The organism is Actinospica robiniae DSM 44927, assembly GCF_000504285.1.
GTDB classification, from domain to species: domain Bacteria; phylum Actinomycetota; class Actinomycetes; order Streptomycetales; family Catenulisporaceae; genus Actinospica; species Actinospica robiniae.
Window position 1 is genome coordinate 4,434,426 of the sequence record NZ_KI632511.1, and the last position, 20,477, is coordinate 4,454,902.

15 protein-coding genes are annotated in these 20,477 nt (G+C 71.8%); 13 read left to right on the forward strand and 2 right to left on the reverse strand.

The genetic code is table 11. The features are described from left to right. Positions 1-290 precede the first annotated feature (290 nt). Positions 291-1,256, reverse strand: a complete 966-nt coding sequence (locus ACTRO_RS18800; RefSeq protein ID WP_034264746.1) for an SDR family NAD(P)-dependent oxidoreductase — start codon at positions 1,254-1,256, stop codon at positions 291-293. Positions 1,257-1,554: 298 nt separating this feature from the next. Here ACTRO_RS18800 and ACTRO_RS18805 point away from each other — a divergent pair, with 298 nt between their 5' ends. The 11 genes from ACTRO_RS18805 (at position 1,555) to ACTRO_RS18855 (ending at position 14,521) form a co-directional block, all read left to right on the forward strand. Then, complete coding sequence (locus tag ACTRO_RS18805) at positions 1,555-2,391, forward strand: type 1 glutamine amidotransferase domain-containing protein (RefSeq protein WP_034264749.1); 837 nt, start codon at positions 1,555-1,557, stop codon at positions 2,389-2,391. Positions 2,392-2,428: 37 nt separating this feature from the next. Next, positions 2,429-4,090 carry a thiamine pyrophosphate-binding protein gene (locus tag ACTRO_RS18810; RefSeq protein ID WP_034264753.1) on the forward strand — a complete coding sequence of 554 codons (1,662 nt, stop codon included), beginning with the start codon at positions 2,429-2,431 and terminating at the stop codon, positions 4,088-4,090. Then, on the forward strand, positions 4,087-6,612 hold the full coding sequence (locus tag ACTRO_RS18815) for an AGE family epimerase/isomerase (RefSeq protein ID WP_084316376.1): 2,526 nt from the start codon (positions 4,087-4,089) through the stop codon (positions 6,610-6,612). Before ACTRO_RS18810 ends, ACTRO_RS18815 begins: the two co-directional genes overlap by 4 nt. Further along, a complete protein-coding gene (locus ACTRO_RS18820) occupies positions 6,609-6,935 on the forward strand; it encodes an STAS domain-containing protein (RefSeq protein WP_034264757.1) in 327 nt (108 codons plus the stop codon). The genes ACTRO_RS18815 and ACTRO_RS18820 overlap by 4 nt, the downstream gene beginning before the upstream one ends. Next, on the forward strand, positions 6,932-9,088 hold the full coding sequence (gene glgX / locus ACTRO_RS18825) for a glycogen debranching protein GlgX (RefSeq protein ID WP_211244332.1): 2,157 nt from the start codon (positions 6,932-6,934) through the stop codon (positions 9,086-9,088). Before ACTRO_RS18820 ends, glgX begins: the two co-directional genes overlap by 4 nt. A gap of 7 nt (positions 9,089-9,095) precedes the next feature. Beyond that, entirely contained in the window at positions 9,096-9,416 is a 321-nt protein-coding gene (locus tag ACTRO_RS18830; RefSeq protein ID WP_034264761.1) for an STAS domain-containing protein, read from the forward strand. Continuing rightward, complete coding sequence (locus ACTRO_RS18835; RefSeq protein WP_051451043.1) at positions 9,409-9,918, forward strand: ATP-binding protein; 510 nt, start codon at positions 9,409-9,411, stop codon at positions 9,916-9,918. Before ACTRO_RS18830 ends, ACTRO_RS18835 begins: the two co-directional genes overlap by 8 nt. Before the next feature lie 6 nt (positions 9,919-9,924). Further along, positions 9,925-10,818 carry a PP2C family protein-serine/threonine phosphatase gene (locus ACTRO_RS18840; protein WP_051451044.1) on the forward strand — a complete coding sequence of 298 codons (894 nt, stop codon included), beginning with the start codon at positions 9,925-9,927 and terminating at the stop codon, positions 10,816-10,818. Next, positions 10,815-11,579, forward strand: coding sequence for a MinD/ParA family ATP-binding protein (locus ACTRO_RS18845; RefSeq protein WP_034264764.1), 765 nt, complete (start codon positions 10,815-10,817; stop codon positions 11,577-11,579). The genes ACTRO_RS18840 and ACTRO_RS18845 overlap by 4 nt, the downstream gene beginning before the upstream one ends. Then, positions 11,576-12,904 (forward strand): nucleotidyltransferase family protein, encoded by a 1,329-nt coding sequence (locus ACTRO_RS18850; RefSeq protein WP_034264767.1) that lies wholly within the window; start codon positions 11,576-11,578, stop codon positions 12,902-12,904. The genes ACTRO_RS18845 and ACTRO_RS18850 overlap by 4 nt, the downstream gene beginning before the upstream one ends. 180 nt (positions 12,905-13,084) lie before the next feature. Beyond that, on the forward strand, positions 13,085-14,521 hold the full coding sequence (locus ACTRO_RS18855) for an aldehyde dehydrogenase family protein (RefSeq protein WP_051451045.1): 1,437 nt from the start codon (positions 13,085-13,087) through the stop codon (positions 14,519-14,521). A gap of 52 nt (positions 14,522-14,573) precedes the next feature. Here the strand turns inward: ACTRO_RS18855 and ACTRO_RS18860 are convergent, their stop codons facing one another. After that, entirely contained in the window at positions 14,574-15,770 is a 1,197-nt protein-coding gene (locus tag ACTRO_RS18860; protein WP_169739922.1) for an IS701 family transposase, read from the reverse strand. 357 nt (positions 15,771-16,127) lie between these two features. Between ACTRO_RS18860 and ACTRO_RS18865 the strand changes: the two genes are divergently transcribed. Both ACTRO_RS18865 and ACTRO_RS18870 read left to right on the forward strand, forming a co-directional pair. Further along, positions 16,128-16,934, forward strand: coding sequence for a helix-turn-helix domain-containing protein (locus tag ACTRO_RS18865; protein WP_063628257.1), 807 nt, complete (start codon positions 16,128-16,130; stop codon positions 16,932-16,934). A gap of 361 nt (positions 16,935-17,295) precedes the next feature. Next, a complete protein-coding gene (locus ACTRO_RS18870) occupies positions 17,296-20,457 on the forward strand; it encodes a type I polyketide synthase (protein ID WP_051451048.1) in 3,162 nt (1,053 codons plus the stop codon). Positions 20,458-20,477: the final 20 nt, after the last annotated feature.

The following is a 20,477-nucleotide window of genomic DNA, read 5'->3' on the forward strand; positions in this document are numbered from 1 at the left end:
TCCTTCCGCATCGTCTCCGTTCGAGACCGCGGAGTGTCTATTCGGCGAAAGTGCCTCGGAACTCAGCGTGGCAGCCGGTCAATGCGGCGCCAATGCGAGGAGGCTGATTGATCCGGAAAGCGTCAGGTCGGGCCGGTGGTTTCGTCAATACACCGCGATCCGGGTCCCGGAGCCGGAAATCCAATCATCAGGGTTCGAAGTCATCAGAATACTTCAATCGCGCAGACGCCGCCCCGGCGGTCGTCCGTCAGGACGAAATCCGTCGGGGCGGCTGCGCGCGGTGCGGTGAATCAGCCGACGAGTTCCGCGGACAGCTTCCACAGCCGCTCGGCCCGCTCCGGGTCGATCGCGTAGGGCATCACGTAGCCGTTGGGCACCGTGCCGGGCTCGGTCCACGGCTGCGCGACGGCGCAGTCGTCGAGGTAGCTGCCGCCGCGGCCGGCCAGTTCCGGCGCGAGCGCCGCCCAGACGCTGGTGGCCGCGCCCTGCTCGATGCTCTTCCAGCCGGGCGGGGTGAGCCGGTTTCCCTGCTGGTCCGCCCAACCCCAGTCGCGCAGCTGGTCGGCGGGCATGTGCCGCTGCAGGCCGGACATGATCGCGCCGGGCATGACCGAGAACGCGGTGATGCCGTCGTCGCCGTAGTGCGCGCTCAGCCCGACCGCGTGCAGGGCGTTCGCCGTCTTGGACTGGCCGTAGGACTCCCACGGCTCGTACTCGCGGTGCTGGTAGTTCGGGTCGTCGAAGTCGATGTCGCCGCGGCGGTGCGCCCGCGAGGAGAGCACCACCACACGCGCCTCGTCGGCCGCGCGCAGCAGCGGGAGCAGCTGCTCGGTCAGCGCGAAGTGGCCCAGGTGGTTGACTCCGAACTGCATCTCGAAGCCGTCCTCGGTGCGGGTGAGCGGCGTGGCCATCACTCCCGCGTTCGCGATCAGTGTGCTGATGGGGACGCCGGCGGCCTTGCGGCGCTCGGCGAACTCGCGGACCGAGCGCAGGCTGGAGAGGTCGAGATGGTCGTACTCGATCTCGCCCGCGTCCGGACCGGCCGACACGCGCAGCGCCGCGAGCAGCCGCGGCCCGGCCTCCGGGGAGCGGCCGGTGACGAGCACCCTGGCGCCGGCCGAGGCCAGGGCCCGGGCGGTCTCCTCGCCGAGCCCCGAGGTGGCTCCCGTCACGACCACGGACAGACGGCTCAGATCCCGGCCGCGCACGACGTCCCGCGCGGTGCTGTCGCTGCCGAACCCGGCTTCGCCACTCATTTCTCTACCGCCTTGTCGTAGAACAGTTCTGACGTGAAGCCTAGAGTCGGCGCGGCCGACTTCCGGCGATCGAGGCGGCTTCGGCGGTACTACGTCAAGTTCGCGGCCGTGCTTTCCAAAGTACGGCAGAGTACGTGCCACCAGCACGAAATCGAACGATGTTATCAAGTTTCATCGAGCATGTGACGTTCTCCCCCGTTCCTGGCCCCGGCGTCTCGACGCTCCGCGCGTGATCGGCGAGAGTTCGAACGAGCGGTTCGCCCGCTCTCGTGAACTCGACGCCTTAAGGAGCAACCTGATGCCCCGCAAGAACGCCGTCCGCGTACTGGTGGTCCTGTCCGAATACGGATACTGGGGGGAGGAGCTGGTCGGCCCGCTCGCGGCCTTCGACGCCCGCGGCTACGAGTCCGTGTTCGTCACCCCGACCGGCAAGCAGCCGCGCGCCCTGCCGCCGAGCATGGACCCCGGCTACATCGACCCGCCGCTCGGCCGCAGCGTCACCACCCAGGAGGTGGCCGAGCGCACCCGCGTGCTGGACGAGTCCGACCGGCTGACCAACCCGCTGAACCTGCAGGCCTGGATGCCCGAGCGGCCCTACACCTCGGATCCCGACTACCTGCGCCGGCTCGAGCGCTACCACCGGGCCGTGGCGACGGTGGCCGAGGAGCTCGAGCAGTACGACGCGCTGCTGATCGTCGGCGGCAGCGGCCCGCTGGTGGACCTGGCCAACAACGAGCGGCTGCACGAGCTGATCCTCGCCTTCGTCCGGGCCGAGAAGCCGGTGGCCGCCGAGTGCTACGGCGTCGCCGCGCTCGCCTTCGCCCGGGACTGGGAGGACCGTCGCAGCATCCTGTGGGGCAAGCGGGTGACCGGCCACTGCAAGGAGTACGACTACAAGGACGGCACCGGCTTCCTCGGCACCGACTTCGTGATGGGCCCGCCGCCGTACCCGCTGGAGTACATCCTGCGCGACGCCGCCGGCCCGGACGGGGCCTTCGTCGGCAACTTCGGCAAGGAGACCTCAGTGATCGTCGACTTCCCGTTCATCACCGGGCGCTCGACCCCCGACTCGTTCCTCACCGGCGAGAAGATCGTCGAGGTCCTCGAGGACGGCCTGCGCCGCTTCGGCTGGTAGGGCGCCGTCACCACCGCGGATTGGTAGGAGAGTAGCAATGGCCGTCTCAGGGAACCGCGCCGTGGTCGAGCAGTTGCTCGCCGACGGCTTCACTCACATGTTCGGCAACCCGGGCACGGTCGAGCAGGGCCTGCTCGACGTGCTCGGCGACTATCCGGATCTGCACTACGTCCTCGGTCTGCAGGAGACCGTGTGCGTCGCCATGGCCGACGGCTACGCCCGGGCCACGGGCGGCCCGGCCCTGGTCCAACTGCACACCGGGGTGGGGCTCGGCAACGGCGTCGGGATGCTCTACCAGGCGCTGCGCGGGCACAGCCCGCTCGTGGTGGTGGCCGGCGACGCCGGCGTGCGCTACGAGGCGCTGGACGCGCAGATGGCGGTGGATCTGGTGGCCATGGCCGAGCCGGTGACCAAGTACGCCGTGCGGGTCACCGACCCCGGCTCGGTTCTCAGAGTCCTGCGCCGCGCGGTGCGGATCGCGATGACCCCGCCGCGCGGACCGGTCTTCGTCGCGCTTCCGGCCGACGTGCTGGACGCCGACAACACCGAGGCGGTCGTGCCCACGGTGTTCCCGCACACCGAGTCCGTCCCCGCGCCGCACCTGCTCGCGGAGGCGACAAGGCTGCTGTCCGCGGCCCGGCGGCCGGTGATCCTGATCGGCGACGGCGTGGCCGCGGCCGAAGCGCAGCAGCAGGTGGCCCGGGTCGCCGAGCTGTGGGGCGCCCCGGTGTGGGGGGTGGACTCCGGCGAGCTGAACATGCCGGGCCGCCACCCGCTCTACCGCGGGCAGCTCGGCCACATGTTCGGCGAGGCGGGCGCGCAGAAGCTGGCCGGCGCGGACGCGGTGCTCGTCGTCGGCACCTACCTGTTCCCCGACGTCTTCCCGTTGCTGGAGTCCCCGTTCGCCCCCGGCACGCCGATCGTGCACCTGGACGCCGACGCGCTGCAGATCGCGAAGAACCACCCGGTCTCGCTCGGACTGGTCGGGGACCCGGCGGCGGGCCTGGACGCGCTCGCCGCGGAGCTGGAGCGCAAGCTCGGGCCGTCCGAGCGGTACCTGGCCGCGGAGCGCCTCGAGGCGGCCCGCGAGCAGGCCGCCGCGCAGGCCGCGACGCGGGTGCCGGACACCCTGGCCGACCGGTTCTTCGCCGCCGTCGCCCAGGCCGCGCCGCCCGATCTGATGCTCTTCGACGAGGCGTTGACCGCCTCGGACTCGCTGGGCCGGCACCTGCCGCCGCCGAACCTGGCGCGGCACTGGTTCCAGACCCGCGGCGGCTCGCTCGGCGTCGGCGTGCCCGGCGCCCTGGGGATCAAGCTGGCCCATCCCGGCAAGACCGTCCTCGGGGTGACCGGGGACGGCGGCGTGATGTACACGATCCAGGCGCTGTCCGCGGCCGCGCGCTACCGCATCGGCGCCAAGTTCGTGGTCTGCAACAACAGCAGGTACCGGCTGCTCGACTACAACCTCGAGCAGTACCGGGCCGGGCTTGACCTCGGCCCGCGGCCCGCCCCGGAGGCCTTCGACCTGTCCGCGCCGCCGATCGACTTCCTCGGCCTGGCCGAGGCGCAGGGCGTGTCCGCGGCGGTGGTGCGCCGGCGCGAGGACATCGCGCCCGCGGTCGAGCGGATGTTCGCGGACGACCGGCCGTTCCTGGTCGACCTGCTGACCGAACCCGTCGGGGAGGGCGGTGCGCGATGAGCGCGAGGCTGTCCGGGGCGCGTATCGGCGTCCTGATGGAAAGCGACTTCTACGAGCCGGAGATCTTCTACTACCAGCGCAGGTTCGCCGAGGAGGGCGCCGAAGTGCGCTTCCTCTCCCGGCTGTGGGGGCAGCGCAGCCTGACCTTCCACGGCCACGAGTTCCAGGCGCCGTTCACGGTGACCGGCTCGGTGGAGCAGATCTCCGACGCGGAGCTCGACGGCTACCACGCCCTGATCGTGCCGGCCGGCATGGTGGCCGACCGCCTGCGCTACACCGAGGACGTCGACGAGCTCTCCCCCGCCGCGGACCTGCTGCGCCGCGCCTTCGCCCGCCCCGGCCTCGTCAAGGGCGTGATCTGCCACGGCCTGTGGCTGCTCTCCTCCGCGCCCTACCTGGTGCGGGGCCGGAAGGTGGTCTGCCACAACAACCTGATCGGCGACGTGCGCAACATGGGCGCGAACTACGTCGACCAGGACGTCGTGGTCGACGGCGATCTGGTGACGGCGCGGACCGGGGACGACTGCGCCGCCTTCGCGCACACGGTGATCACCATGGTGGAGGATCGCCTCTTCCGACCGGAGCCGGCCGCTCCGGCGGCGGCCGTCGTCGCTCCGTCCGTCACCGCCGCGCCCGCTGCGCTCCCCGCGCGGCCGCTCGACCCGACCCCGGTCGACCGGGGCGGCGTCACCCCGTACTCCGATCTGATCACCGGGTCGGTGGGCCGCTACGACCGCGACGCGGAGACCTTCACCCTCACCACCTCGGAGGGCCGCGAGTACGCCGTGCGGCTCGACTCGGAGCCGCGGGCCAGACTGCTGCGCAATCTGGACGAGCCGGAGCGCGACCTGACCACCCCGCTCGACCGGTTGCTCCGACCCGGGCGGCCGGCGCTCGTGCACGGCCTGTTCTACCCGGAAGACGAGGGAACGCGCTTCGACGCCAAGGACATCCTGCTGCCGGGCACGGAGGCCGAGGAGTACCGGTTCGAAGAGCCCGACTGGTGGGTGCGGCAGCTCGAGGCCATCGCACGGTTCTACCGCCGGGCGCAGTTCGGCGACGGGCCGATCGACTTCCGCGACTACCGCACCGCCATCCGGCTCGGCGGCGACAAGGGCGCCAGCCACGTCCAGGAGACCGACACCATCTCACGGCTCGTCTACGGCATGGCCACCGCCTATCTGCTGACAGGCAAGGACGAATACCTTGAGGTGGCCGAGAAGGGCACCGCGTACCTGCGCGACCACATGCGCTTCGTGGACACCGACGAGGACGTCGTCTACTGGTTCCACGGCATCCGGGTCGACGGGGCCGCCGAACGGCAGCTGCTGACCTCGGAGTTCGCCGACGACTACCGCGCCGTGCCGATGTACGAGCAGATATACGCCCTGGCCGGCCCGGTGCAGACCTACCGGATCACCGGCGACCGGCGCATCCGCTCCGACGTCGAGGCCACGCTGCGCCTGTTCGAGCGCTTCTTCGCCGACCCGGTGCACGGCGGCTACTTCTCGCACGTCGATCCGATCCTGCTGCGCCCCGACCACTCCTCGCTGGGCGAGAACGCGTCGCGCAAGAACTGGAACTCGGTCGGAGACCACGCCCCCGCCTACCTGATCAACTATTACCTGGCCACCGGCGATCCGCGGCTGGCCGCGATGCTGGAGGACACCCAGGACACCGTCGCCGCCCGCTTCCCCGACGCCGGCAGCGCCTTCGTCCAGGAACGCTTCCACGCCGACTGGACGCCGGACGCCGGACAGTCCTGGCAGCGCGACCGGGCGGTGGTCGGGCACAACCTGAAGATCGCCTGGAACCTCACCCGGGTCGGCGCGCTCCGGCCGAAGCGGGACTACGCGGAACTGGCCGAGCGCATCGGCCACACCATGCCCGAGCTCGGATCGGACCGGCAGCGCGGCGGCTGGTACGACGTCGTCGAGCGGCAGCGGCGGCCCGGGGAGCGCCGGCACCGCTTCGCCTGGCACGACCGCAAGGCCTGGTGGCAGCAGGAGCAGGCGATCCTGGCCTACCTGATCATGCACGGCACGACCGGCGAACCCCGGTTCCTGGCCGAGGCGCGCCGCGCGCAGAGCTTCTACAACGCCTTCTTCCTCGACCACGACGAGGGCGGGGTCTACTTCAACGTGGCCGCGGCCGGACTGCCCTATCTGCTCGGCACCGAGCGGCTCAAGGGCAGCCACTCGATGAGCATGTACCACTCGGCCGAGCTGTGTTACCTGGCCGCGGTCTACAACAACCTGCTCATCGCCGGCAAACCCATGACCCTGCACTTCAAGCCGGAGGCCGCCGCCCTGCCCGGGCGCGTGCTGCGGGTCTCCCCCGACCTGCTGCCGGCCGGCCGGGTGCGGATAGGCCACGTCACCGTGGACGGGCGCGAGCACACGGACTTCGACGCGCAGGCGTTGACGGTGCACCTGCCCGACGTGCCCGGCCGGGTCAAGGTCAAGGTCCGCATCGACCCGGTGGGCACCGCGGCCGGCGAGCGGCGGAGCGGCGAGCGATGAAGGCCGGACTCGGTTCTGTCGCCGTCGAGGAGCGGGACGGCGCCGCCGTCGCGTACCTCGACGGCGAGATCACCAGCGCCAACGCGCGCGAGATCGGAGAGTGGGTGCTCGCCCAGGTGGACGGCCACCACACGCTGACCGTCGAGGTCTCCGGAGTCTCCTACCTCTCCAGCGCGGGCCTTCGGGTGCTGGTGCTGCTGCACCGGCGCGCGGAGGCGGCCGGGGTGAAGGTGCTGCTGGCCGGCCTCAGCCCGCGGCTGCGCTTCATGATGCGGGCCGTGGGCTTTCTCGAGCTGTTCACCGAGGCCGAGGAGACCCCGTGACCTATGAACTCGGACCCGGAGCACTGCTCTCCGGCCGCATCGACGCCTATCCGACCGAGCACATCGGCGGCTATCCGGTGCGGCCGGGGCGGGTGGAGCCGCTCGGCGCGACCGTCGTGCCGGGCGGGGTCAACTTCGCCCTCTACGCGGACCGCGCCGAGGCGGTGAGCCTGGTGCTGTTCGAGACCGGAGCGTCCGAGCCGCAGGTGGAACTGCCGATCCCGGACCGCTTCCGGATCGGCGCCGTCTTCGCCATGACCGTGTTCGGCCTCGACCTCGAGGGCTTCGAATACGGATACCGGGTCACCGGGCCGCGGCAGCCGGAGCGGGCCGACCGCTTCGATCCGTCCGCCGTGCTCATGGACCCCTACGCGCGGCTGATCGGCGGCGGCGAGCAGTGGGCGGCGCCGCGCGACCGCGCCCGGCCCTCGCCCTACCGGTCCCGGGTGCTGCTCGACGACTTCGACTGGGGCGAGGCGGAGCACTTCCCCGCGATACCCGCCGAGGACCTGATCGTCTACGAGATGCACGTACGCGGCTTCACCCGGCACCCGGAAGCGGGCGTGGACGCGCCCGGGACCTACGCCGGCCTGCGGGAGAAGATCCCGTACCTGGCCGGGCTCGGGGTCAACTGCGTGGAGCTGCTGCCGGTGTTCGAGTTCGACGAGACCGACAATCCGCGGCACGGCGGCGACGGGCGTCCGCTGCTGAACTACTGGGGTTACAACACCGTCGGTTTCTTCGCGCCCAAGGCGGGATACGCCGCCACCGGCGTCTACGGGATGCAGGCGGACGAGTTCAAGTCCATGGTCAAGGAGCTGCACGCCAACGGCATCGAGATCCTGCTCGACGTGGTCTTCAACCACACCTCGGAGGGCAACGAGCTCGGCCCCACCCTGTCGCTGCGCGGCCTGGGCAACCAGACCTATTACATGCTCGCCCCGGACGGCGGCTACCTCAACTTCAGCGGCGCCGGGAACACCGTCAACTGCAACCATCCGGTCGTGCGCGACCTGGTCGTCGACTGCCTGCGGTACTGGGTCTCCGAGTACCACGTCGACGGCTTCCGCTTCGACCTCGCCTCGATCCTCGGCCGCGGCCAGGACGGCTCCGTGCTGGCCAATCCGCCGCTGCTCGAGGCGCTCGCGCACGATCCGGTCCTGCGCCGCACCAAGCTCGTCGCGGAGGCCTGGGACGCCGCCGGGCTCTACCAGGTGGGCAGCTTCCCGGCCTACGGCCGCTGGTCGGAGTGGAACGGCCGCTACCGGGACTGCGTGCGGCGGTTCCTGCGCGGCGAGCACGGCGCGACCGGGGAGCTCGCCGCCCGGGTGACCGGCTCGGCCGACCTCTACTCCGGCCGCGGCGCCACCGCCTCGGTCAACTTCATCACCGCGCACGACGGGTTCACCCTCTACGACCTCGTCTCCTACGAGCACAAGCGCAACGCGGACAACGGCGAGGACGGCCGCGACGGCGAGTCGGACAACCTGAGCTGGAACTCCGGCGCGGAGGGTCCGGCCGAGGACCCCGAGGTCGAGCGGCTGCGCCGGGTCCGGATCAAGACCGCGCTCACGATCCTGTTGACCAGCAACGGGATCCCGATGCTGACCGCCGGGGACGAGGTCGGGCGCACGCAGCACGGGAACAACAACGCGTACTGCCACGACGACGAGACGACCTGGTTCGACTGGCGGCTGGTCGAGCGCAACGCCGAGCTGTTGCGCTTCACCTCGAACCTGATCGCCCTGCGCCGGGCGCACCCGGTGCTGCGCGGCGCCGAGCACCCGGCCGGCCCGGACCATCAGGGCGGCAGCCGCGTCGAGCTGAGCTGGCACGGTGTCAGCGCGTGGCGGCCGAGCTGGCGCCACCACGACCGGGTCCTGGCCCTGATGCGCTGCGGCTCGCACGCGCCCGGCGGCGAAGCGAGCGTCTACACAGCGATGAGCGCGCACGACCGGCCGCTGGACCTCGAGCTTCCCGAGCCGCCGGCCGGGACCGTCTGGGCGCTCGCCGCCGATTCCGGCGCCGAACCGCCCGAGGACTCCCATCCGCTCGGCCAGGAGCCGCCCCTCGAACATCCGCGGCGCTACCGGCTCGCCGGACACGGCGCCGTGGTGCTGATCAGCCGAGATCCGACTACCTTAAGGAGTTGAGGCAACCATGTCCTTCGCCTCCGCCCTCACCGTCACCGGCGACGTCGCGACCCTCCGCCTGACCGGCGAGCTCGACGCGCTGACCGCCCCCGAGTTCCAGCGCAGCATCGAGCAGGCGGCCGCGGTCGCCGTGCGCCGGCTGGTGATCTCCCTGCACGAGCTCGAATACATCTCGAGCGCCGGGCTGCGCTGTCTGATCTTCGCCCGGCAGACCATCCACGAAGGGGTGACCCTGGCGCTGGCCGGGGCCCGGCCCGCCGTGGCGCGCACCATCAGGATGGCCGGCGTGGACCGCGGCATCGACGTGACGGAGCTGGCCGATGTCTAGTGCGACGGTCTTCCAGCCGCTCACCGCCGAGGACGAGTTCGAGCCCCGCGCCGAGACGGCACCGGACGGCCCGTGGCAGCTCGGTGTCCTGCACGTGCGCGCCTCGCTCGACACGCTCGACGCCGTCGCCGACTACGTGCGCAGCGTCGCGTACCGGGCCGGCCTCGGCAACTGCGCGCGGCTGCGGCTGCGGCTCGCGGTGGAGGAGCTGGCCGCGAACTCGATCCTGCACGGATACGGCAACAACTGCGGTTGGCTGGTGCTCGCCGGCGGCGGCGACGGACGCGGCAACGCCTGCATCCTGCTGCGCGACTCGGCTCTCGCCTTCGATCCGTCCCAGGCCCCGTCCCCGGCCGACCTGCACCTGCCGGTGGAGCAGCGGGCCATCGGCGGACTCGGCATCCATCTGGCGCTGGCCAGTGTGGACGAGTACCGCTACGAACGCCGGAACGGGGAGAACCACAGCACCCTGACCGTGCGGTGGCGCCCCGGGGAGGACTGACCATCCATGAGTGACATCGGCGCCTTTCAGGGCCGGACGGCCGAGGACCTCGACCGGTTCGCGGACGTGGGACGGGAACTGCTGATCGGCCGCCAGATCCAGGCCGGGTTCCTGCCGGAGCAGCTGCCGGTCCTTCCCGGCTGGGAGATCGAAGTCGAGTTCCGACCCGCGCGGGAGGTGGCGGGGGACTTCTACGACGTCTTCGAACTGCCGGGCAGCCGGCGCACGGCGCTGATCGTCGCGGACGTGTGCGACAAGGGCGTGGGCGCGGCGCTGTTCATGGCGCTGATCCGCACCATGCTCCGGCACACCGCGCAGAACAGCGGGCTGCGCCCGCTGGGCACCCTCGGCTGGGACCCGCACAGCGGGCGGCTGCCCACGGTGGGCGAGACCCCGCTGCTGCACGCCGTCACCAGCACCAACCGCTACCTCACCCAGGTGCACCACCGGCAGGGCTACTTCGCCACCCTCTTCTTCGGCATCCTCGACCCCGAGACCGGAGTGCTCAGCTACATCAACGGCGGACACAATCCGCCGCTGCTGTTCGCCGAGGACGGCGCCCTGCGGGCCGAGCTCGAACCCACCGGCCCGGCCGTCGGGGTGCTGCCCGACCCGGGCTTCGAGGTGGGCCGGATCCGGATCGAGCCGGGCGAGTTCCTGCTGGCCTTCACCGACGGGGTCACCGAGAGCCGGGCGAGCAGCGGCGAGTTCTTCGGCGACGAGCGCCTGACCGGCCTCGCCACCGTGCCCTGCGAACGCGCCCAGGAGCTGACCGGCCGCATCATGGCCGCCATCGAGCACCACTCCGCGGCCGGCGAGCAGTACGACGACATCACCATGCTGGTGCTCCGCCGCGACCGGGAAAATCAGCCTACTGATAGGAATGGTCGGCAGACATGACACACATCGTGAGCCTCTTCTCGTACCGCGGCGGCACCGGCCGGTCCACCACGGCGGTCAACGTGGCCCGGCTGCTGGCGGCGGACGGCGCGCGCGTCGCCGTCGTGGACACCGCGCTGCAGTACCCCGCGCTGCACACGCTCTTCGGCATCAACGACCTGCCCGACTGGATCTCGTTCACCGACTACCTGCTCGGCCGCTGCACCCTCGGCGACGTGGTCCAGGCGGTCCCGCTGCGGGAGGCCGAGCCGACGGCCGGCGAGGGCACCCTGTTCGCGCTGCCCGCCTGCAACCGGCCCGACAAGATCGAGGGCATCCAGTCGCAGGGCTATGACGTCGGGCTGCTCGGCGAGGCCTTCAAGGAGCTCTCCGAGAGCCTGGCGCTCGACTGGCTGTTCCTGGACACCAGCGCCGGCATGACCAACGAGACCGCCGTCGCCCTCGCCGCGAGCGAGACGGTGCTCACCCTCGCCCGGGCCGACCAGGTGGACCTGGTCAGCGCCCCCACGGCGGCGGGCATGGTGCGCCGGCTCAGCCGGGCCAGGACGCTGCTCGCGCTCTCCGCGGCCGGCCCGGACGACCGGGTGCCGACCGAGGAGTTCGCCCGGGCCTACGAGATGCCGGTGGTCGCCGTGCTGCCCGCCGCGCCCGCGGTGGCCGAGGTCTCCGGCCGCTCGCTGTTCGTCGAGGCCTACCCGGAGCACCGGCTCACCGCGCGCTACCGGGACCTCGCCGACGCCCTCGCGGGGGCCGATCGATGACCGCCCGGCTCTCCGCGCCCGTCCACGCGATCGCGCTGGCCGGCGGCCGCGGCATCCGCGCGCTCCCGCTGACCCTGATCTCCGCCGACTACATGCGCAGCAAAGCGGCCATCAGCCTGCTGGGCAAGCCGCTGGTGGAGTGGGTGGTGCGGTTCCTGCGCAACCAGGGCGTCACCGACTACTACGTGCTGGCCAACGGCCGGGAGAACCGCACCCAGATCCAGGAGATCCTGCGCGACGGGCGCCGCCTCGGCATCGAGGTGCGCTACTCCCGCGCCCGCTTCGACCGCTACAACACCGGGTCCGGCGAGGCCACGCTGCGGTGCCTCGAGCACTGGAGCCTCGAGGGCACCGCGGTGGTCTTCCCGACCGACTCGGTCTTCGACTTCGATCTCGCCCCGATGCTCGCGCGGCACCTGGAGTCCGGCGCCACCGTCACCGTGGGCACCGTGCCGCGCAGCGCGGCCGAGGCCGCGGGCAAGTACGGGGTGCTGGTGCCGGACGGGGACGGACGCATCGAGAGCTTCGCCGAGAAGCCCCCGCTGGACGAGGCCCGGCGCCTCGCCCAGGGCGGCCCGCTGCACACCAGCGCGGGCATCTACATGATCGACTGCGTCCGGCTGCGGGCGGCGGCGCGGGAGCCGGAACTGCGCGCACTGGCGGCCGAGGAGCTCGACTGGGGCGGCCAGCTGGTGCCCTACCTCGTCGCCCACGGCCACCGCGTGCAGGCGTTCTCCATCGGCAGCTTCGGCGACCTCGGCAACTCCCGCGACTATCTCGCCACCATGCGCACCCTGCTCGCCGGCGGGTACCCGACCCTCGACGAGCTGATCGAACCGCCGGTGAACACGCCGGGCGGCTCCCGGGTGCATCCCAGTACCCTGAAGAAGATCGACCCGGCCACCGGGCTGACCCTGGAGGCCATGGTGGAGGAGGGGCTGGTGCGCATCGGCCCCCGCGTGCGGATCGGGCGGGACGTGGAGATCGGCCTCGGCGTCGACCTCGAGGACTGCGACGTCGGCGACAACGTGGACCTCGGCGAAGGGGTCTGGATGCGCGGCGTGGCCTGCGGGGACCACGCGATCGTCGGCCCCTGGGCGCAGGTGGTCGACACGGTCCTCGGCACCAGCGCCTCGGTGGGCTCGGAACGCGGCGCGCGGACCGTGCTGGACGGCCACTGCGTGCTCGGCGACGAGGCGCGGGTGGAGGCGGGCGTCCGGCTCACCGGCGTGGAGGTCTTCCCCCGGCTCACCGTGCACGCCGGCCGCGGGGTGCCCGCGGGCGCCCGGCTGACCGCGACCGGGTTCCAGCTCCGCACCGCCTGACCCTGTACCTCTCCGCGGCACGCGCCACTTCCGGAGCGCGCGTGCCGCGGAGAGGTACAGGGTCTACCGTATGGTGATGAACGATTCCCCGGACCTGACGTAGTACGCACCGCGCATTGAAACCCGGGGGCCGAAGTACTTGGCTATAGACATGGGAATGCGGGTGGCAGGAGCAAGCAGGTGACGACGGCGTCGGATGCCACGCTGCTGATCGGAAGCGCTTGGCGCTCCGCCTCGGACGGAAGCGCGCAGGAGCTCGTCTCGCCGGTGGACGGCTCGGTGACCGGCGCGTTCGCCCAGGCCAGTGCGTCAGACCTCGATGACGCGGTCGCGGCGGCGGTCGACGCCGCCCGCAACGGCTCCTGGTCCACCCTCTCCGACTACGAGCGCTCGTTGGTGGTCAACGAGTTCGCCGATCTGGTCGAGGCGGACCTGGAGCAGCTGGCCCTCCTCCAGGCGCGGGAGATGGGCAAGCCGGTCGGCTTCAGCCTCGAGCGCGACGTGCCCTGCGCGGTGAGCGCGCTGCGCTACTGCGCCGGCCTCGCCGCGCGCAGCTCGACCTCGCGGCGGCTGCCCGCGGCGCTCACCAGCACGCGGTACGACCTGAGCGCGGCCCGCGGCGTGGTGGCCGCGTTCGGCGCGGTCCAGCATCCGGTGGCCATGATGATCGACGCGCTCGCCCCGGCGCTGGCGCTCGGCAACACCGTCGTGTTCAAGCCCTCCGCGCACGCGGCGCTCTCCGCCGTGCGCCTCGCCGAGCTGGCCCGGCAGGCCGGGCTGCCCGCCGGGGTGCTCAACCTCGTCACCGGCTCCGACCCGCGCCTCGGCCTCGCCCTCGCCGCCCACCCGGCCATCGACATGGTCGCCTACACCGGCAGCCGGGCGGGCGCCCGCGTGGTCGGGGCGGCGTGTATGCGGACGCTGACTCCGGTGCGGCTGAAGGCCAACGGCACCACCGCGCACGTGGTCTTCGCGGACACCTGCCTGGACAGCGCGACCCGGCTGGCCGTCCGCTCGATGCTGACCGGCCGGCTCGAGGCACGCGGGATGGGGGTGCGGATCCTGGTGCACCGCCCGGTCTACCGCAGCTTCCTCGCGCAGCTGCAGGAGCGGCTGGAGGAGCTGCTGCCGGGGGACCCGACGCTGGCGGACACGCGGCTCGGCCCGCTCCCGCACCAGCGCTGTCTGACGGACTTCCGCGGCTTCCTCGGCCGGCTCGAGGAGCGGGGGGCCAAGATCGTGCTCGGCGGCGAGACGGACAGCCTGTACGTCCGGCCCACCCTGATCACCGGAGCCCCGCTGAACTCGGGGCCGGCCTGCGAGCACGAGTCCGCCGCGCCGTACGCGCTCGTCGAGCCCTTCGACACCCCCGCCGAGGCGCTGGTCGGCCTGACCGGCCTGGACGGCCTCGTGCGGCTCGCGCTGCACACGCCCAGCCGCGAGCGCGCGGCCTGGCTGGTCTCACACGCCCGCGCCGAGACCTGCCTGATCAGCACGTGCGAACCGGGAGACCAGGACGAGCACGACGACTCGGAGGACGAGGTGTCGGACTACGACATCTCCGCCGCGGCGTTCGAGGGCTTCGCCCGCGACACGGCGATCGTGGTGGACTGGTGACGACGGTGCGAACGGCCGACGACGCCGGCGGCCGCAGGCACCTGAAGGCGGCTCAGCGCACGAGCAAGGGCTCGGCGGCCGCGGAATACAGGGTGCGAAAGCCCTGCGCCGCGGAGGCGAGCGTCACGTGGTGGTGCCAGCCCCGGTAGGAGCGGCCCTCGAAGTCCGCGAGGCCGCCCTCGGCGCGCATCGCGTTGAGCGTCGACGCGGCCCGGGAACGAGCCCGCCACAGCGAGATCGGCTCGTTCCAGGAGTTGCACTCCAGGTTCGAGATCCAGTAGCGCACCGGCCGGCTCCGGCCGATCGGCCACTGGCTCAGCAGGACCCGGTGGCTCTCGTTGGACGGGCGCGCGAGGCCGGGACCGCCGGACAGCGCGCGCGGCCGCTGGGCCAGCGAGAGGACCATGAACTGGGACTGGCGGCGCATCCCGTCCTTGGGATCGGACCAGGAGACGGTGGTGCGGGCGTTGCGCTCGGCCGCGGCGAGCACCATCTGCAGCGCCCTCGGCTCGCGCCGTTGCGGGTCCCGTCCGGTGCCGTGCACCGGATAGGCCGGCGAGACCTGGCACAGATAGCCGAGCCCGCGCGCCTCCAGGGCCTGCAGCAGCGCCTCCGGGTTCGGGTCGTGCTGCAAGTCCGCGAGCACCGGGAGGGTCGGCAGACCCCAGTCCTCGCTCACCTCGTCGAGCTGCTCGAGGGTGAGCTGGGAGCGGGAACTCGGCCGCACGCTCGACGGCAGGTGCGCCTTGCGCCGCAGCTCCTCGTCCGTGCCCCAGTGCGGCGGCAGCACCAGCCGCCAGTTGATCGGCAGTGAGGAGTCCTCGGACACCACGTTCAGGGACAGGGCGATCTGGCAGTTGAGCACCTGGCTGAGGCTGGGGCTGTACTGCGAGGCCACGCCGACCGAGACCTGTCCGTGCTTGGGGAAGACGACCTCGTCGACCGACCAGGCCAGCAGCTGCTGCGTCTTGCTGAACAGCTGGGCCAGGTACTGCCGGACCGGGACGTGGTCCCACGGGCTCTGGTTCAGGAACTGCTGGAGCCGCTGGACGGTCGACGCGCCCGCGCAATGCTCCGAAATGGCTACCACGCTCTTGCGGCCGGGAACTTGAAGCAGCCCCCGTAAATACAGTTCACCCCAGGTCCGCTGATCGGACCTCGAGAAATCGGCGAACAGGGTGCTGCAGAACCGCTTGAGCTCTTCTTCCTGGGTCGGATGGATCGGGGTCATGATGTCCCGAGCGTTCACAACGCGCTCCCCTCCGTGTGGTTCGAAAGAACCGGCGGACATCTCCATCGTGACTCCGCCGTATCGGTCGAACCAGCCAGCCCTAATGGGAGTACTCGGAGTCCTTGCTTCGCGCGCCGGTGCCCGCTCCGGTGTGCGGTCTGACGAACCCTCCGGTATTAGGGATGTGGTATATAAGGAAACGACGACGGAATCGCGCGACCGACGGGGCCGGGGCGGCGTCGGCGGGGTTGAGCGGGCTCGGCGGATCCTGACCGGGACCCGGCGCTGCCGCACGCGCGCCCGGACCGAGGACGAGGGAGGCGTGCCGATGCGCCGAAAATGCCGACCGGCGCAGGTCGGGCTGCGGGTCCGCCGGTGACAGCGAAGAAGCCGCAACTCGAGGCGCTCGGCGATTTCCTGCGCGCGCGCCGTGCCACGGTCGACCCCGCGTCGAAGGGGATGCCGGTCGGGGAGCGCCGGCGCACCCCCGGGCTGCGCCGCGAGGAGGTGGCCCTGCTCGCCAACATCAGCCCCTCCTGGTACGCCAACCTGGAGCAGGGGCGCAACATCGAGCCCTCGGTGGCCGTGCTCGGCTCCATCGCCGCCGCGCTCGACCTCAACGACTTCGAGCACCGCTACCTGCAGCTACTCGCGCTCGGCCGCGCGCCGTACCGCGACCAGCCGCCCTCCGGCGAGGCGCTGGCGCTGGTCACCGCGCTCGTGGAGCGGCTCGAGCCGGACCCGGCCTACGCCGCGGACCCCTTCGGGGACGTGGTGGTGTGCAACCGCGCCTGCGCCCAGTGGCTCACCGATTTCACGGCCAGGCCGCCGGACGAGCGCAACGCGATCCTGTGGACCGTCTACGATCCCGAGGCCCGCGAGCGCTTCGCGGACTGGCGCGGCGAGGTGCGCGACGTGCTCAGCCGGTACCGCGCGGGGATCGCCACCAGTCCGGACGACCCGCGGGTGGCGGAATTCCTGGCGCGGATGAGCCGGGCCGAGCCGGACGTACGGGAACTGTGGGATCTGCACGAGGTCTCGGACATCTCCAGCCGGGTACGCCGGCTGAACCACCCCGTGCACGGCGTCGGTGATTTCCAGATGATGGTGCTCACCATCGGCGGCGCGGACCGTCTCGGGGTGGTCATTCATATCCAGATGAAACAGGAAGTTCGAATCTGATCCGGGCTCGGATCCACCGAGATGATATCAGCTTTCTGATTTTTATAGGCGCAGGAGAACGCCGGGAGCGCGGGGGCGCGGATCCCGCTGAAGCCGTGCCGTCGGCCGGAATCCGGCTCACCGGACTACGGCCGTCTCGCCGCGCCCGACCGCCGCGCACCCGTCACTAGGTTCACTCCGGACCCGCCACGGTCGACGGGCGCACTACGTTAGATGTCCGTTGCGGCAAACTCCCGCCCCTGGGAGTATCACACTCGGGCAAGACAACATAATGGCATCTTATCTGTCACCAGGGGCTAATTCAGGGGGAACCATGACCGTACGGGCACAATACGCACACAGGTACACGGGTGAGAATTCGGTGCGGGGCGACGACGTGGCCGTCGTCGGCATCGGCTGCCGTTTCGGCACGCTGCGCGGCCCCGACGAGTTATGGGAGGCCCTGCTCGAGGGCCGCGATCTGGTGCGGCCGGCGCCTCAGGACGGCCGGTTCGACGCGGAGAGATACCTCAAAGCCCGCACCCGGGGAGGCAGGCGACTGCTCAGCAGCGCCGCCGGCAGCTTCATCGAAGGGTACGAACTGTTCGACGCGGAGTACTTCGGCATCTCCCCGTTCGAAGCCAGCAGGCTCGATCCGCAGCACCGCCTGATGTTGCAGACCGCCGCGGAGGCCGTGGAGGATTCCGGCATCCCCGCCCGCAAGCTCTCGGCCGGGCGCACCGGCGTCTTCACCGTCCAACTGACCTCGCACTACTGGGACGACCTTTACCGGGCCGGGGTCTGGGACCTGCACACGATGACCGGGGCGATCGGCCGGGGCAACCTGCCGGCCCGGATCGCGCACACCCGCGACCTGCACGGCCCCGCCGTCGCGGTCGACGCCACCTGTTCCTCCTCCCTGCTGGCCGTCCATCTCGCCTGTCAGGCGCTGCGCCTCGGCGACATCGACGCGGCCATCGTCGGGGCCGTCAACCTGATCACCGCCGTCGAGGACGGCGTGGTGATGTCGCAGGGCAACCTGCTCTCCGCGAGCAGCCGCTGCCGCTTCGGCGACGAGGGCGCGGACGGGTTCGTGCGCAGCGACGGCGTGGCCTGCGTGGTCCTGAAGCCGCTGACGCAGGCCCAGGCCGACGGAGACCGGATCTACGCGGTGATCCTCGGCGGCGCGGCCACGCACGAGGGTGCGTGGACGAGTTCCTTCGTCTCGCCGAGCGTGACCGGGCGCTCGTACATGCTGCGCGCCGCCTGCGAGTCGGCCGGCGTGGACCCGCGCGAGTTGGATTACGTGGAGGCGCACGGAGCGGGCACCCCCACCGGAGACCAGACCGAGCTGGCGGCGCTGGCCGCCGAGTACGGCGCCGTGCGCGGGACGAGGGACCCGCTGCTGGTCGGTTCGGTGAAGACCAATATCGGGCACACCGAGGCGACGGCGGGACTCGCGGGGCTGATCAAAGTGGCCCTCTCCCTGCGGCACAAGCGGATCCCGGCCACGCTGCACGTGCGCAGCCCCACCTCCGCGGTGGACTGGGAGCACAGCGGCCTGCAGCTCGCGCGGCAGCCCACCGACTGGCCGGCCGACAAGCGGCCGATCGCCGGGGCCAGCGCCTTCGGCATCAGCGGTTCGAACGTGCACGTGCTGCTGGGGGCCGCCCCCGACCCGGTGCCGGCCGAGGCCGCGCGCACCCGACGGCCGGCCGATCTCTGCCTGCTCCCGCTGTCCGCGCACGTCCCGGCCGCGCTCGACGAACTCGCGCAGGGCTACGCCCGGCAGTTGAGCCGCCCGGAGGCGGCCGAGCGTATAGCAGACATCAGCTATACCGCCGGCGAGCGCCGCGACCACCGCCGTCATCGCGCCGCGGTCGTGGGCGCGAACGAGAGCGAGCTGCTGGAGGGGCTGGCCGGTCTGGCTCCGACCGCCGCGTTCCCGAATCCGCGGGTGGTGTTCGTCTTCCCCGGGCACGGCGCGCAGCGCGCGGGCATGGCAGCCGAACTGATGCGCGAATCCCCGCTGTTCGCGAGCGCCCTGGAGATCTACGACAAGGCGGTGCAGCAGGAGCGCGGCTGGTCGGTCGCGGAGCTCCTGCGCTCGGGCGACCCGTTCACCGACGTGGCCATGGCGCAGCCCGCGCTCTGGGCGGTCGAATGCGCGCTCGCCTCGATGTGGCAGCAGTGGGGCGTGGAGCCGGACGTCGTCGTCGGCCACAGCATGGGCGAGGTGGCCGCGGCGACCATCGCCGGCGCGCTGTCGGTGGCGGACGCCGCGGCGGTCATCTGCCGTCGCAGCTCACTGATGATGCGTACGGCGCGGAGCGGAGGCCTGCTCGCGGTCCGGCTCGGCGCGCAGGAGGCAGAGCGCTTCATCGCCGGCCACGGCCCGGGGCTCACCATCGCCGCAAGCAACAGCCCCGCCTCGACCGTGCTGGCCGGCAGCATCGCCGCCCTCGCCGAGGCGGAGCACGCGCTCGACGAGGGCGGCATCAGGCACCGGCGGGTGAACGCGGACGTGGCGTCGCACAGCGCGGCCATGGACCCGGTGCTCGATGACCTGCGCTCCTGCCTTTCCGGGATACGTCCGATGGCCGGCCGCTTCCCCATCGCCTCGACGGTGCGCCCGGCCGGCCAGCCGCCGGCCACCTTGACCGGCACCGAGATGGACGCCGAGTACTGGGTGCGCAATCTCCGGGAGAGCGTGCAGTTCGCCGAGACGCTCAAGACGCTGCTGACCGACGGTGTGCCGACGGTGTTCATCGAGCTGTCTCCGACCGGCGCGCTCGTGCCCGCCGTCCAGGAGTGCATCGACGAAGCCGACGCGCGCGCAGCCGTGGTCGGCGCTCTGCTGAGGTCCGAGCCCGGCCTCCGCGGCGCGCTCAATTCCCTCGGCCGCGCCTACGCGGTCGGCGTGGACCCGGACTGGGCCGCGGTCAACGGGGAAGGCGACTTCCTCGCCCCGCCGCTCTACCCGTGGCAGGCTTCGAGGTTCACGGTGGCCGACGCCAAGCCGAACCTGCCCGGCCACCTCATGCCGCGGGACTCGCAGGGGCAGAAGGCGAAGCGCCCGGTGACCCGAGCCCGCCGCAGGGCCTTCGCGGGTGTGGGAGCCGCCAAGCGCGTCCCCGGTGCCTCGACGATCGAGACGGAGCTGAGGGCGGCCAGGCAGACGCAGCGGCCGGGGCCGAGGCCGGCATCTTCTTCTTCCGGGTCTGGGCCGAGGCAGGCTCCCGGCCTGCGGCTGGGGCAGGGGGATCATGCCCTCGCGGACAGCTCGAGGCCCCGGCTGACGGCGGCAGAGCTCGAACAGCGCCTCACCGTCATCGCGGCGGACATCCTGGGGCTTCCGGCGGACCGCGTCGAGCGCGACCGCCCGCTCGCCGAGCTGGGCATGGATTCGCTGCTGGCCATGGAGTTGCGCGCCAGAGCGTCGAGCGCGCTCGGCGTGCGCATCGACCATCTCCAGATCCTGTCCGGCCGGACCCTGCGCGAGCTGGCCACGGGAACAGACGGCAGCCGCGACTCCACCGGCTGACCGACCCTGCGCCCGAACTC